General features: G+C 72.6%; 8 protein-coding genes. 5 read left to right on the top strand and 3 right to left on the bottom strand.

Annotated elements, in window-relative coordinates; translation table 11 throughout:
- Positions 1-45: 45 nt before the first annotated feature.
- From AC6I72_RS05825 to AC6I72_RS05815, 3 genes are all read left to right on the top strand, one after another.
- Positions 46-918, top strand: coding sequence for a universal stress protein (locus AC6I72_RS05825; protein ID WP_497999791.1), 873 nt, complete (start codon positions 46-48; stop codon positions 916-918).
- A 16-nt stretch (positions 919-934) separates the two neighbouring features.
- Positions 935-3,331 carry a glycoside hydrolase family 65 protein gene (locus AC6I72_RS05820; RefSeq protein ID WP_498004604.1) on the top strand — a complete coding sequence of 799 codons (2,397 nt, stop codon included), beginning with the start codon at positions 935-937 and terminating at the stop codon, positions 3,329-3,331.
- 521 nt (positions 3,332-3,852) lie between these two features.
- Entirely contained in the window at positions 3,853-4,713 is an 861-nt protein-coding gene (locus tag AC6I72_RS05815) for a universal stress protein (protein WP_497999790.1), read from the top strand.
- 16 nt (positions 4,714-4,729) lie between these two features.
- Here the strand turns inward: AC6I72_RS05815 and AC6I72_RS05810 are convergent, their stop codons facing one another.
- Entirely contained in the window at positions 4,730-5,758 is a 1,029-nt protein-coding gene (locus tag AC6I72_RS05810; RefSeq protein WP_497999789.1) for a 6-phosphofructokinase, read from the bottom strand.
- 1,059 nt (positions 5,759-6,817) lie between these two features.
- Here AC6I72_RS05810 and AC6I72_RS05805 point away from each other — a divergent pair.
- On the top strand, positions 6,818-7,819 hold the full coding sequence (locus AC6I72_RS05805) for a universal stress protein (protein ID WP_497999788.1): 1,002 nt from the start codon (positions 6,818-6,820) through the stop codon (positions 7,817-7,819).
- A gap of 482 nt (positions 7,820-8,301) precedes the next feature.
- Entirely contained in the window at positions 8,302-10,686 is a 2,385-nt protein-coding gene (locus AC6I72_RS05800; RefSeq protein ID WP_497999787.1) for a phosphoketolase family protein, read from the top strand.
- A gap of 202 nt (positions 10,687-10,888) precedes the next feature.
- On the opposite strand, the gene AC6I72_RS05795 is transcribed toward AC6I72_RS05800, so the two are convergent.
- Entirely contained in the window at positions 10,889-13,219 is a 2,331-nt protein-coding gene (locus AC6I72_RS05795; RefSeq protein WP_497999786.1) for a heavy metal translocating P-type ATPase, read from the bottom strand.
- A gap of 450 nt (positions 13,220-13,669) precedes the next feature.
- Positions 13,670-14,629, bottom strand: coding sequence for a ferritin family protein (locus tag AC6I72_RS05790; RefSeq protein WP_497999785.1), 960 nt, complete (start codon positions 14,627-14,629; stop codon positions 13,670-13,672).
- Positions 14,630-14,645 lie beyond the last annotated feature (16 nt).

Genomic DNA, 14,645 nt, shown 5'->3' with positions numbered 1-14,645 from the left:
TCTTGCCGCTCGACGTGGCAATCCGAGGAAGAGGTGGCGGTAGGGATGGAGCTGCCCCTGGTAGTGGGTGTGGACGGATCGGGCCCGAGCCTGACGGCGGTCGACTGGGCGGTGGACGAGGCCGCCAGGCACGGCCTGCCGCTACGACTGGTGTACGCCTCCCGCTGGGAACGCTACGAGGGCGCTCCCCCGGTGGCGGACACGAAGCGGCCTTCCGGGCAGGTGATGGCACAGAACGTGGTCGGTACGGCCACGGAGCGGGCGCGACGGCGCAATCCCGATGTGAAGGTCTCCACGAACATCCTCCCCGAGGACCCGGTCGCAGCCCTGTTGGAAGCGGACGACAGCGCCGCTGCCCTGGTCACCGGCTCGCGTGGACGCGGCGAACTGAAGGGACTGCTCCTGGGTTCGGTCGGCCTGGCGGTAGCTGCTCGGGCGCACTGCCCCGTGATCGTGGTCCGGGGCGACACGGCGGGGCTGACGGGCACCCACGAGCGGATCCTGCTCGGCGCCGGTGCCCCCGAGGCCGGTGGTGAGGCGGTGCGCTTCGCGTTCCACGAGGCCGAAGTCCGCGGCTGTGTCCTCGACGTCGTGCGGGCCTGGCGCCGACCTCTGACGGGGGCGGACGCCTCTCTGCCGGAGGAGGAGGGCGTCCACCCCGACGAGGAGCGGGCCGCCGCCTTCCTGGACGATCTGCTGCGCGAGGCGATGACCGACCATCCGGCGGTGCGCGTGCGCGGGGCCACGGTCGAGGGCCCGGCGCACAGGGTTCTCGTGGACCGGGCCGCCGCCGCCGATCTGGTGGTCGTGGGGGCGCGGCGCACGGCCGGACACGCCGGGCTCCAACTGGGCCGGACGGCCCACGCGCTGCTGCATCACGCGCCGTGCCCGGTCGCGGTGGTACCGCACCGGGTGTGACGGCCCCGTGGCGACGGTGACGGCCGGGACCTGGGAGTACGACGGTTACGACCCCGCGCAGGAGCGGCTGCGGGAGGCACTGTGCACCCTCGGCAACGGATGTTTCGCCACCCGCGGAGCCCTTCCGGAGTGTGACGCGGACGAGGTCCACTATCCCGGCACCTATGGGGCCGGCTGCTACAACCGGCTCGTCTCCCACATCGCCGGCCGGCAGGTGGAGAACGAGGATCTGGTCAACCTCCCGAACTGGCTGCCATTGCGCTTCCGCCCGGCCGGCGCCTCCTGGCTCACCCCGGACACGGCGCCCGTGCTGGAGCACCGGCAGGTCCTCCACCTGGGCGCGGGCGTGCTGGAGCGCCGGACCCGCTACGGTCTCGGAGGGGCCCGGGCGCTGACTGTTCGCCAGCAGCGGATCGTGCACATGGGCGATCCGTACCTGGCGGCCCTGCGCACCGAGTTCACGGCCGAGGGCGGCCCGGTGGAGCTGCGGGTGGAGGCGGCGATCGACGGGGGAGTCACCAACGCCGGCGTCCCGCGTTACCGGGACCTCGACGGCCGCCACCTCACCCACGTGCACACCGGCACCGCCGTGCCCGGCACGGTCTGGCTGCGCTGCCGGACCCGCACGTCCGACATCCGCATCGGGCTGGCCGCCCGTCTGACCGGCGAGGAGGGCTCCGCCGTCTCCACCCACGGCGCCACCGTCTCCACCCGGCACGAGCACCCCCGCGCGGTCCAGCACCTGACCCTGCGCCTGACGCCCGGCCGCCCCGTCACCGTCGACAAGACCGCGGCCCTGCACACCTCCCACGACCCGGCCATCAGTGATCCGCTGCGCGCCGCGATCGACCGGGTACTCGCCGCGCCGTGCTTCGACGAACTGCTGGCGGCCCACCGGGCCGCGTGGGCCCGGCTCTGGCACCGGGCCGGCATCGACGTCCCCGGGGAGCCGGGCCGCATCCTGCGCCTCCACCTCTTCCACGTGCTGCAGACCCTCTCCCCGCACACCGCCGACCGGGACGTGGGCGTACCGGCCCGGGGTCTGCACGGGGAGGCGTACCGCGGGCACGTCTTCTGGGACGAGTTGTTCGTCCTGCCGTTCCTGAACCTGCACCTGCCCGAGGTGTCGCGCGCCCTGCTGCAGTACCGGTACCGGCGTCTGGGACCGGCCTGCACGGCGGCGCGGGCGGTCGGCCGGCGCGGAGCGATGTACCCCTGGCAGAGCGGCAGCGACGGCCGCGAGGAGACCCAGCGGCTGCACCTCAACCCCCGGTCGGGACGCTGGCTGCCCGACCACTCCCACCTGCAACGGCACGTCGGGTCGGCCATCGCCTACAACGTGGTGCAGTACTGCGAGGCGACGGGGGACACCGGTTTCCTGCACACCCAGGGCGCCGAGATGCTGGTGCAGATCGCCCGCTTCTGGGCGGACTCGGCACACTGGGACGCACACCTCGGCCGGCACCGCATCCGGGGGGTGGTGGGACCGGACGAGTACCACGACGCCTACCCGGACGCCGGGCGGCCCGGCCTGGACGACAACACCTACACCAACGTCACCGCCGCCTGGGTGCTCACCCAGGCCCTGCGCACCCTGACCTCCCTGCCCGAGCCGCGCCGCCGGGAACTGCTGGAGCGACTCGGAGTGGACGAGGACGAGTCGGCGCGGTGGGGAGAGGTGTCCCGCACGCTGTACGTGCCCTGCCACGACGGAGTCTTCAGCCAGTTCGAGGGCTACGGTGACCTGGCCGAACTCGACTGGGCCGGCTACCGCGCACGCTACGGCGACATCCGCCGCCTGGACCGGATCCTGGAGGCCGAGGGCGACACCGTCAACCGCTACAAGGCGTCCAAACAGGCGGACCTGCTGATGCTCGGTTACCTGTTCTCACCGGCCGAACTCCAGGAGCTCTTCGGCCGCCTGGGGCACCGTCTCGACGAGGGGACGTGGCAGCGCTGCGTCGACTACTACCTGGCCCGCACCAGTCACGGGTCCACCCTCAGCGGGCTGGTGCACGGCTGGATCCTGGCCCGCGCCCGCCGCGCCGAGGCATGGACCTTCGTCCAGGAGGCGCTGCGCGGCGACATCGCCGACGTCCAGGGCGGCACCACCGGTGAGGGCGTCCACCTGGGAGCCATGGCCGGCACGCTCGACCTCGTCCAGCGGGGGCTGCCCGGCCTGGAGACCCGGGACGGCGCCGTCCGGCTCGACCCCGTGCCGCTGCCGGAGCTGTCGTCCTACGGATTCCGTCTGCGCTACCGGGGGCACTGGGGCGTGCGGCTCCGCCTGGAGCACGGCCGGCTGGAGATCGCCGTACCGCCTTCCGACCGTTCACCCATCGAAGTCCGGCTGCGGGACAGGTCCGTCCGCGTCCGGCCGGGCGAGACGTGCAGCCTGGTACGGCCCGAGTGAGGACCTCCGCCGCATCGGTCACCGCCGCGGCCGTGGGGTGACAGCCGCGTCCACGGCGGCCACGGACATCGGCATGCCCGAGGGTGCTGCGTACGGCCGTGCGCAGCACCTGCAGGGAGATCGCCGACGCGTCGGCCGGCCGGTCCACACGGCCGGTGGTGAGGACGACGTCCGCCGCCTGCGAGGCGGCGGTGGAACCCGCGCACCCCCGACGCCGGCGCAGAGCGCGGCAGCCAGCCGACCGCCCGACCGCGGCGAAGGTGGCAAGCGCCGAGCCCAGTCCGCTGCGGCGGGCCAACCGAGCGGCGAGGGGCCCCGGCGGCCGGGGCCGCGGTCGCCGGAGCCAGCGGGACGGGTGCGAGCCTTGCCCGCTGTGGCGCCACGGCCGGCCTCCGGGGGGTGCCGCCGTAGCCGTCCCCTCACAATGGCAGGGAGGACGCCCGTCAGCAGAGGGAGACCTCGGCCGAGTAAAGGAAGCGCCTCGTCCGGCCGGACGAGGCGGTGCCGGGAAGGAGCACAGGATGAAGCGCTCCGTCGTAGCCGGGATCGACAGCTCCGGAGACAGTCTCGTCGCAGCCGAGTGGGCCGCAAGGGAGGCAGCTTCGCTCGGCCTCGAACTCCGTCTTGTGCACGCCGCGCTTCCCCTCGCCGGCGATCCCGTCCGTGAACCCGTCGCCTTCTCATGGCAGCCGACAGGTGAGGAACTGCTGCGACGTGCGAAGACATGCCTGGCCAGTCGCTACCCCCGTGTGGTGGTGCACGGCGCCCAGGTCGCCGATACAGCCGCGAACGCGTTGCTCGCGGCCTCCGAGACGTCCGAGCTGCTTGTCGTCGGGGCTCGCGGGGACGGCGGCTTCGACGGCCTGGTCGTGGGCTCGACGGCTCTGGCGACGGCGGGCACCGCGTCCTGCGCGGTGGCGGTCGTGCCTCCGGCCCGGGCCGCGGCAGCGCACGAGGCCGAGGTGGCCGTGGGCGTAAGCGCGCGACAGCCGGCCGAGCCGCCCCTGGAGTTCGCGTTCGGCGCCGCCCGGCTGCGTGGCGCCCGCTTGCGGGCCGTGCACGCCTGGGCGCTGCCCGGCCATGCCTCGTGGACGGCGGCCGCAGTGCCCGAAGAGGACCGGGCGGCATGGGAGGACCAGGAGGTGCAACAGCTGTCCGACGTGCTCCGGAGCCGGCAGGACAGGTACCCGGCAGTTCCGGTGTTTCCCGATGTCGTACTCCTCCACCCGGCCTACGCCCTGACGCAGTCCTCGCACCGGGCTGACCTTCTGGTCCTGGGCCGGCACTCCAGCCCGCGCGCGGCCGAGCGGCAGCTGGGCCCCGTAGCTCACGCCGTCCTGCACCATTCCCGCTGCCCCGTGGTCATCGTCCCGCACACGTGACACCCGCGGAACGCTCTCAGGTGCCGAAGAACACGTCGAACTCCGTGTACAGATCCTGCGGGACCCGCTTGGTCGCCTTCGTCGCGTCGGCGAGCGGGATACGTGTGATGTCCGTGCCCCGCAGGGCTGTCATCGTGCCGAAATCACCGTCCCTGACCGCGTCCACGGCGTTCAGCCCGAAACGTGTCGCGAGCCACCGGTCGTACGCGCTCGGCGTGCCTCCACGCTGGACGTGACCGAGGACCGTCGTGCGGGCCTCCTTCTCGGTGCGGTGCTCGATCTGCCGGGCCAGCCAGTCACCGATCCCGGAGAGGCGCACGTGCCCGAATTCATCGCGTGACTCGTCCCTGACGACCATCTGTCCGGCCTTGGGCACGGCCCCCTCCGCGACGACGACGATCGGCGCGTAGTTGATCTCGAAACGCTTCTCCACCCAGGCACACACCTGATCGAGATCGAACTCCACTTCCGGGATGAGGATGGCACTCGCTCCCCCGGCGACACCGGCATGCAGAGCGATCCAGCCGGAGTGGCGTCCCATCACCTCGACGACCAGTGTGCGCTTGTGGGACTCCGCGGTGGTGTGCAGACGGTCGATGGCTTCGGTCGCGATGCCGACGGCGGTGTTGAAGCCGAAGGTGTAGTCGGTGCCGCCCACGTCGTTGTCGATGGTCTTGGGCACGCCGACCAGGTCGACTCCCGCGTCGGACAGGACGGTCGCGACGCTGAGGGTGTCCTCGCCGCCGATGACGACCAGGGCATCGATCCTGTGCGCACTGAGGGTGCCCTTGACGCGGTCGATGCCGTCCTCAAGCCGCAAGGGGTTGGTGCGGGAGGAACCGAGGATCGTGCCGCCGAGCGGGAGGATCCCGCGCACGGCCGGTACGTCCAAGGGCACCGTCACGTCCCTGACCGCGCCGGCCCATCCGTCCGCGATCCCCACGAACGTCCAGGCGTGCTCCTGCGTGCCTTTGCGGACGACACTGCGGATCACCGCATTGAGACCGGGGCAGTCGCCACCCCCGGTCAGCACTCCCACCCGCATGATCGTTCTCCCTTTTGCGTCAGCACGTCGTGACCACGCGTGTCGCACCACAGCGGCGTGTCACGGTTTCCGGCCCCAGGCGTCACCGGCCTGGCCTTGACGGGGCCGTTGCCCGTCCGGCGATCTCTCTCCAGCTTGAACCCGACCAGGACGGAGCGCACGGTGTGCCCCGTCGGAGCACGCGCCGAAGGCCGCTGCCCTCTCCCGCCGAGATCGAGCGGAAGGACCCTGGTGGGCCGCGCGGGCAGCCGGGAGGCGGCCCGTGAGCACGATTCCCCGATGCCCGTCACACGGAGCCCGGTCATGGCTCGGGCGCACCGAAGGGGGGGCGCGAACGTCTATGCGGTGACACGGGCGAGTGACGAAGGCCGGAATGCATGCGAACCCTGTCCTCGGCGGTCCACGACGCGGGCAACACTCCTGCCAGGCGGAGACAGGACGCTCGGACTGCCTCGGGGCCGTTCGGCCCCTGCTGGGCAGGAACCGGCCGTAGCACGGTGAGAGGGCGGGTCGGACGCGGGCCGACGGTGCCCGTCCGTACCCGCAACAGGAGGTGGAGACCATGTCGCGTGCCGGCAGGACGGGCCTTGACGGTTCGCCCCAGGTGGCGAGCACGCAGGCAATGCGGCTGCGGGCTGCGCACGAGGGCATGGCCCGGTTCGCCTTCGCGCCCGTGCGCCGTACCGCATCGCGGCACGCGATGCGGCCGGTACCCGCCCCCCTGCTTCGCACGCCCCCAGTTCGAAGACGCCGGACTGCTCGAGTCGTCGTCGGCGGGGGAGTCCGCCTAGGTGACCGGGACATCCCGTCCTGGCGGCAGAAGTACGCCCCGGACGTCGAGGCGGCCGAGGACGTGCGCTGCGCCTGCGCGACCCGGCTTCTGCCGTCCGCCCGCTGTGGACGGCTCGACCGGTCGTCGCGCACCGCCGGCGCAGGCTGTTCGGTACCGGCACAGGGCGGTATGCGGCCCAGGTCGAGTCGCACCGCGCACCTGTCCCCGTCGCGGTCGTCGCACCTGGCTGAACGCCGACTCCCGGTCCGATCCGAGGTGCCCACGTCATGAACGCATCGCCGGCGGAGGGCGGCCCGGACGGCGGGGAGGCAAGGACGGCGGTCCTGCCACTGGTCGTCGGTGTGGACGGCTCCGCACCCAGTCTGCGGGCCGTCGACTGGGCGGCCGACGAAGCCGTCCTGCGCCGGCTGCCACTGCGCCTGGTGTACGCCCCCCTGTGGGAGCGCTACGAGGGTGCTGAGCTCGCGGGAGAGCCGAGCAGCCCGGACGCCGAGGAACTCGTCGAACTGATCGTCCGGGGTGCCGTGCGCCGCGCCCGCCACCGTCAGGCCGACCTGTCGATCAGCACGGCCATCCTCCCCGAATCACCGGAGTATGCACTTCTGGGCGAGAGCAAGAACGCCTCGGCCCTGGTCGTGGGCAGCCGGGGCCGGGGGAGTGCCCCCGCCATCCTGCTCGGATCGGTCGGCTTGTGGGTGGCGGGGCACGTCGGCTGCCCTGTGATCGTGGTCCGTGGCAATCACGACGAACAGGTCCTCCGCGTACCGGCGCACGGCCGCGTCGTCGTCGGCGTCGGGGGCGCGGCCGCTTCGGCGGCGGTGACCTTCGCCGCGGACGAGGCCGGGAGGCGCGGGGCCGTGCTGGAGGCGGTCCGGGCCTGGCGGCGCCCCGCGCACGAGAAGATCGACCACGCGCTGATCACCAGGGTGTCCGCGCATGGGGACGGGCAACGGCATGTGTACGAGCACCAGGCCGCCGAAGCTCTGGAGGCGGCGCTGCGGGACATCCGTCCAGACGTGAAGGTGCAGCGCCGCCTCGTGGAGGGACCGGCCCGGCGCGTGCTTCTGGACGCCGCGTGCGATGCCGATCTGCTGGTGGTCGGAGCCTGCCGTCGTGCGGGGCACCCCGGGCTCCAACTCGGCGGGGTCGCCCACACCGTCCTGCACCACTCGCCCTGCCCGGTCGCCGTGGTGCCCGTCGCGGTCGCCGACGACGGGCACGGACCCGCTTCGATGGAGGGGGAACGTCACGGTGCCCGGGGCGGCTGACGCGGACGATCATCCCCGGGCCGTGCCGGCACACCGACTCGATGAAACTCCACGATCCCAGGGGCCGCCACCGCTCCTGCCGGAAGACGGGACGCGACGAACCACAGGGCGCCCGGGCAGGGGTGGCGCCGTCGTCGCGCTGGTGCCGGAGGCCGGTCCCCGTCGGGGGCCGGTTGCGGGCCGTGGTGAAGGGAACGGCACGCCGGCATGACCCGGCCACGGCGCCGTCACCCCAGACGTCCGTCTCGCCCTCCGCGCAGAAGCGATGCCTGCGTGCCACGTGCCACCGGCACCGGATCGAAGTGACCGTGTCACCGGCACCACCGTGGCGCCGGGGCGAGTCGGCGCTGCCTTCGGCCGATCGGCCCTGTGAACACGGTCGGCCCGTGCGGGCACCCGACCGACCGGCGGAGGATGGGACACATGGGGGACCGGTACCGACGACCCGCCCGGCCTCTGCACCGACAGGGAAAGGAACCTCCATGTCCGTCGACACGCGGCAGGCGCGCGCCCCTCTGGCGGAGGGCGAGCTGAGGTCACTGGACGCCCACTGGCGTGCCGCGAACTACCTCTCCGTCGGCCAGATCTACCTCCTGGCCAACCCACTGCTGACCGAGCCGCTGCGCCCCGAGCACGTCAAGCCGCGCCTGCTCGGCCACTGGGGCACCTCGCCCGGCCTCAACCTCGTCCACACCCACCTCAACCGTCTCATCCGCGCGCGTGACCTGGACGCGCTGTGCATCTGGGGGCCCGGACACGGCGGGCCTGCCGTGCTGGCCAACTCCTGGCTGGAAGGCACGTACACGCAGACGTATCCGGATGTCACCCGGGACGCGGCCGGCATGGCGCGGCTGTTCCGGCAGTTCTCCTTTCCCGGCGGAGTGCCCAGCCACGTCGCACCCGAGACACCGGGTTCGATCCACGAGGGCGGCGAGCTCGGCTACTCCCTTTCGCACGCCTACGGCGCCGCCCTCGACAACCCCGGTCTGCTGGTCGCCTGCGTGATCGGCGACGGCGAGGCGGAGACCGGGCCGCTGGCCGCGTCCTGGCACTCGAACAAGTTCCTCGACCCGGTCGACGACGGAGCGGTGCTGCCGATCCTCCACCTCAACGGCTACAAGATCGCCAACCCGACGGTGCTCGCCCGGCTGCCCGAGGCCGAGCTCGACGACCTGCTGAGGGGCTACGGTCACGACCCGATCCACGTCACCGGCGACGAACCGCTCGCCGTCCACCAGGCCCTGGCCGCCGCACTGGACACCGCCGCCGACCGGATCACCGCCATCCAGCACGCCGCCCGTGAGGAGGGCGCCACCGAGCGGCCCCGCTGGCCGGTGCTCGTCCTGCGCACCCCCAAGGGCTGGACCGGACCCGCCGAGGTCGACGGCCTGCCCGTGGAGGGCACCTGGCGCTCCCACCAGGTCCCGCTGGCCGCCGTCCGCGACAACCCCGAGCACCTGCGGCTGCTGGAGGAGTGGCTGCGCTCGTACCGCCCCGAGGAGCTGTTCGACGAACACGGCAGGCCCCGCGCGGACGTACTCGCGTGCATCCCGGCAGACTCCCGGCGACTCGGAGCCACCCCGCACGCGAACGGCGGACTGCTGCTGCGCGAGCTGCCCCTGCCACCGCTGGAGAAGCACGCCGTCGAGGTCGACAGGCCCGGCGCGACGGTGCACGAACCGACCCGTGTCCTCGGCGACCTGCTCCAGGACGTCATGGCCGCGACCGCCGGCCGCCGCGACTTCCGCCTCGTCGGCCCCGACGAGACCGCCTCCAACCGCCTCCAGGCCGTCTACGAGGCCAGCGGCAAAGCATGGCAGGCGAGGACGCTGGACGTCGACGAACACCTCGACCGGCACGGCCGGGTCATGGAGATCCTTTCCGAACACACCTGCCAGGGCTGGCTGGAGGGCTACCTCCTCACCGGCCGACACGGACTGTTCTCCTGCTACGAGGCGTTCGTGCACATCGTCGACTCGATGGTCAACCAGCACATCAAGTGGCTGCGCACCACCCGCCGCCTGCCCTGGCGGGCCCCCATCGCCTCCCTCAACTACCTGCTCACCTCACACGTGTGGCGTCAGGACCACAACGGCTTCTCCCACCAGGACCCGGGCTTCGTCGACCACATCCTCAACAAGAGCCCGGAGGCGGTCCGGGTCTACTTCCCGCCGGACGCCAACACCCTGCTGTCGGTGGCCGACCACGCCCTGCGCAGCCGCGACTACGTCAACGTGATCGTCGCGGGCAAGCAGCCCTGTTTCGACTGGCTGCCCATGGACCAGGCCAAGGTGCACTGCGCCCGCGGCGCCGGGGTCTGGGACTGGGCCGGCACCGAGGACGGCACCCGCGAACCCGACGTCGTCCTGGCCTGCGCGGGCGACGTACCCACCCAGGAGGTGCTGGCCGCCGCCCAGTTGCTCCGCCACCACCTGCCCGAGCTGGCCGTGCGCGTGGTCAACGTCGTGGACATCGCCCGGCTGCTGCCCAGCGAGGAACACCCCCACGGCATGAGCGACTTCGAGTACGACGGCCTGTTCACCGCGGACAAGCCGGTGATCTTCGGCTACCACGGCTACCCGTGGCTGATCCACCGCCTGACCTACCGGCGCACCGGCCACCATCACCTGCACGTGCGCGGCTACAAGGAGGTCGGCACGACGACCACCCCGTTCGACATGGTGGTCGGCAACGACCTGGACCGCTACCGCCTCGTCATGGACGTCATCGACCGCGTCCCCGGTCTCGCCGTGCGCGCCGCCGCCGTACGCCAGCGCATGGAGGACGTACGCCTGCGCCACCACACCTGGATCCGCGAGCACGGCGTCGACCTCCCGGAGGTCACCGAGTGGACTTGGGACACCTGACCGGACAGGGGGCGACGAGGAGCCCGGCGGAGCGTGTGGGCATACCGACCCGCACGATCGAGCTACCGCGCCGAGAGGTCACAGAAGCTGCAGAAGCCACAGAAGCCGCTCCGGGCCGCCCATTCTGGGCAGGTCACCGCTGGTGCGTGTCTGAACCGGCGCCTCGTGTGGGCCGGCTCCCTGACCGGCCGGCTCCGGCCGGTCAGGGAGCCAGGGAGAAGTAGTTCTCCTCTTCCTGGGTGAAGTGCAGGCGCAGCACGGTGTTGAGGCCGTAGAGACAGGAGCGCAGGTCGTCGACCTGTTCGGGGGCCAGGCCGCCGTCGTGGGCTAGTTCCAGGTGAGTGGTGATGCGGCGGGAGAGCCGTTCGATCTCGGTGTGGGCGCGGCTCATGGTGGCGGTGGCCTCCGGCCCGCCGAGTGCCGGTGCGAGGGCGGGGTAGAGCTGGTGCTCCTCGGCGTACTCATGGGGCAGCAGTCGTTCGGTGAGCAGCCGGTGTGTCTCCTGCACAGCCGCCAGGGCCTGGGGGCCGGGGGTGTCGGAGAGGCGGTCGGCTGCGGCACGTACGGATTCGAGGACGTCCTGGAGGTCGTCGTGTTCGGCGGCGAAGCGGTGGATGAGGGTCTCGGCGGCGGGGGTCAGGCCCGGCCGTGCGCCCTGGCCGACACGCAGGGCGCGAAGGGCGTTGAGGATGACGGCGACGTCGATGCCTTCCTGGAGCAGGGCGCCGGCGGCGGGCGGGAGCAGACCGAAGGCGGCCGCGCCCATGGCGGCCAGTGACATCAGCATGCCGCCGAGGGCGCTCTGGACGGCGATGCGACGGGCGCGTTGGGCGATGGTGACGGCGTCGGCGAGGCGGTCGACGCGGTCGGTGGTCAGCACGACGTCGGCGGCTTCCGAGGAGGCGGTGGAGCCGCGGGCGCCCATGGCGACGCCGACGTCGGCGGCGGCGAGGGCGGGGGCGTCGTTGACGCCGTCACCGACCATCACGGTGACCGCCCGTTCGCGTTCGGCGCGTACGGCGGAGACCTTGTCGGCAGGGCTCAGTTCCGCGCGTACGTCGTCCAGGCCGAGCACGGCGGCGACCTCGTGGGCGGGTGCGGCGCGGTCGCCGGTGAGCATCAGCAGGCGCTCGATGCCCGCGCCCCGCAGGTGCCGCAGCGTCCTCGGCGCGTCCTGGCGCAGCGGGTCGAGCAAGAGCAGTGCTCCGGCCGGCCGGCCGTCGATCGTGAGCCAGGCGATGGCCGCACCGTCGAGGAGAGCGCGGTTCTCGACCGCCCTGGCCCAGGACGGTCGAGCATCCCTCGGGCCGAGGCGGCCGATGAAGGCCCGGTGCCCGTCCACGGTGCCGGTGGCGCCCCGGCCGGGCTCTTCCGTGACATCGGCAGGGACCGACAGCTCCAGCTTGCGCTCCCGGGCGGTTTCCACGATGGCCTGGGCCAGGACATGCGGTGAGTACTGGTCGAGGGAGGCCGCCAGCCGGAGCACTTCGCTGGGTTTGACGTCGAAGGCGGCGATCACGTCGAGGACCCGGGGGCGTCCCCGGGTGAGAGTGCCGGTCTTGTCCAGCAAAAGTGTGCGTGCGCGGCCGAGATTCTCCAGTGCGCCGCCATCACGTATGACCACGCCGAGGCGGGAGGCCCGGGACAGACCGGAGACGATAGCGACCGGTGCGGCCAGCAGCAGTGGGCAGGGAGTGGCGACCACAAGGACGGCGACCGCACGTACCGGGGAACCGCTGGCCAGCCAGGCCAGGCCCGCCACCGCGAGAGACAAGGGCAGGAACCAGACAGCGTAGCGGTCGGTCAGACGTACCACGGGTGCCGACTCGGCTCCGGCCTGCTGGGCCAGCCGCACGATCCCCGCGTAGGTGCTTTCCTGCTCGGTGGCGGTGGCGCGCAGTTCGAAGGCGCCTCCGGCGTTCACCACGCCGCTGCGCACCTTCTCGCCCTGCGCGCGCTCGGCCTGCCGTGGTTCGCCGGTGAGGACGGACTCGTCGAGGACGGCGGTGGCGTTCTCCACGCGGCCGTCGACCGGGATCACCTCACCCGCTCCGACGACGAGCAGGTCCCCGGGGGCGACCTCGCCCAGGGGTACCGTCGCCACACCGGCTTCGGTGCGACGGCGGGCAGAGCGGGGTGCGTGCTCCAGCAGGGTATGCAGGTCGTGGGAGGCGCGGCGCCGGGCGGCTGACTCCAGGGTGCGGCCGGTGGCGAGCATCAGGGCGATCAGCGCGCCGGCCAGGTACTCGTGGACGGCCAGGGTGCCGCCGAGCGCGAGCACGGCGATGAGATCGACCCCCGCGCGTCCGTGGCGCAAGGCGACGAGCACCCAGCCCGCCGCGGGCACGACGGCCGACAGGGTCCCCAGTGCCCAGAGGAGGCCGGCGAGGCTGGTGGCACCAACGAGCCAGGCGACGCCGCCGGCAGTCAAGGCCGTCGCGGTGACGGCCAGCAGGACGGGTTCGAGCCGTGCCGGGTCGACCGCCGCGGTCAGGCGGTGTTCGCGTGCTGCAGTGGCAGGGCGGTCATTCATGACGTACCTCGGGCCGGCCGGTCAGTCGGCGACGATCGGTTCGGTTTCCCTCCATCACACCGTGCTCCCGTCTCCGGCGGCAGGGGGCGTCCGGCCCTGCTCCAGGGCCGGACAGACGGTGCACGCGCGTGCCGGTCACGAGTGGCGTCGGTCGATGTAACGGGCCGGGCGGGGCAGACGGGCAGAGCTCGGCGGGCCTGCGGACGCCATCTTCGGTGACGGTCCGCTCCCGGACGATCGGGTGACCCCACTCCTCCACGCCCGGCGACTCGGACGGAACCCCTGCGCACAGGCCCTGGCCGGTGCGGCCCACGCCGGCGACTTCGCGACAGGCGCTCGGATCATCGGCCGTAGCGCCCTCGGGCGCCGTGTCCGGTCCGGCCGACGGGGGTGGGGCCGGACCGGACTGCCTCGCGGTGCGGGTCGCCGGTCTTCGGGCGGCGGGGGTGGTCAGCGCAGCTGGTCGAGTGCCTGCTTGTAGGCGGCGGCGTGCTTGGTCTCGTCGGCTGCGGTGTTGCGGAAGTAGCCCGCGGCGGCGGTGTCACCGACGGCGGTGGCGCGCTCGGCGAATGTCGGGTACACGGTGGTGGCCTCTTTGCGCTCGCCGGTGACGGCTGTGCGCAGGTTCGTCTTCGTCGTGTGGACCAGGCCGGCCAGGACGGCCTCGCCGGCGAGGTGCTCGTGCAGTTCCACCCCGGCGGTGCCCTCCCACAGGCGGGCCAGGGCGGTGTTGCCGGTCTGCCGGGCGTGGGCGGCGAAGAGCATGTATCTGGCGTGAGCCAGTGCCTCGCCGTGCAGGGCGGTGTCCAGGTTGGCCTTGGTGCGGGCGGCCTTCACCTTCGGCAACCCGGCGGGCACTGCCACCACGTCGGCCTTCCAGGGCGAGGGGATGGCGCCGCGGCCGGTGGTCACGGCCGTGAGGGCTGTGCGGAAGGCGTCACGGTGACGCCCCTCGTCCACGGTGATCTCGCTGAAGAGTTTCGCGGCCTGAAGGTCCCCGTCCGCACGGGCCTGCTCGGCGAAGCGGCGGTACATGATCTGGTGCTCGTAGGTCTCGCCGCTGATGGCCTGGCGCAGGTTGGCCGCGTTCGTTCCGACGGTCCCGGCCAGGGTGGCCGCCTCGCGCAGGTGCTCGTTCAGCTCGGTCTGCGCCGTGCTCCGGAAGAGCCTGCCGACGGCCGGCAGGCCCTGGCGGTCGGCCTCGGCGGCGAAAAGGCTGTAGGCGGCGTAGGCGTACGCCTCGCCCTTCATGGCGGTAGCCAGGTCGGCGAGCGTCTGCGTGCGCAGAGCCCGGGCGGTGGTGTGCGGTGCCGGGGGCGGTGCACCCCCGGCGAGAGCCGGTGCCGCAGGCGCGGCCGCGGCCAGCGCGCACAGACCCACTATGAACGTACGTGTCGAATGGCGGAACACGATGTCCTCCTTCCGG

Source organism: Streptomyces sp. Xyl84 (genome assembly GCF_059731885.1).
The sequence above is the reverse complement of the archived record's forward strand: the minus strand, read 5'-3'. Positions and strand labels throughout refer to the sequence as shown.

Bases quoted from the DNA above. Each gene is read 5' to 3' on its own strand.
- AC6I72_RS05825 (WP_497999791.1), top strand. From the start codon at position 46: ATGGAGCTGCCCCTGGTAGTGGGTGTGGACGGATCGGGCCCGAGCCTG.
- AC6I72_RS05815 (WP_497999790.1), top strand. From the start codon at position 3,853: ATGAAGCGCTCCGTCGTAGCCGGGATCGACAGCTCCGGAGACAGTCTC.
- AC6I72_RS05810 (WP_497999789.1), bottom strand. From the start codon at position 5,758: ATGCGGGTGGGAGTGCTGACCGGGGGTGGCGACTGCCCCGGTCTCAAT.
- AC6I72_RS05805 (WP_497999788.1), top strand. From the start codon at position 6,818: ATGAACGCATCGCCGGCGGAGGGCGGCCCGGACGGCGGGGAGGCAAGG.
- AC6I72_RS05800 (WP_497999787.1), top strand. From the start codon at position 8,302: ATGTCCGTCGACACGCGGCAGGCGCGCGCCCCTCTGGCGGAGGGCGAG.
- AC6I72_RS05795 (WP_497999786.1), bottom strand. From the start codon at position 13,219: ATGAATGACCGCCCTGCCACTGCAGCACGCGAACACCGCCTGACCGCG.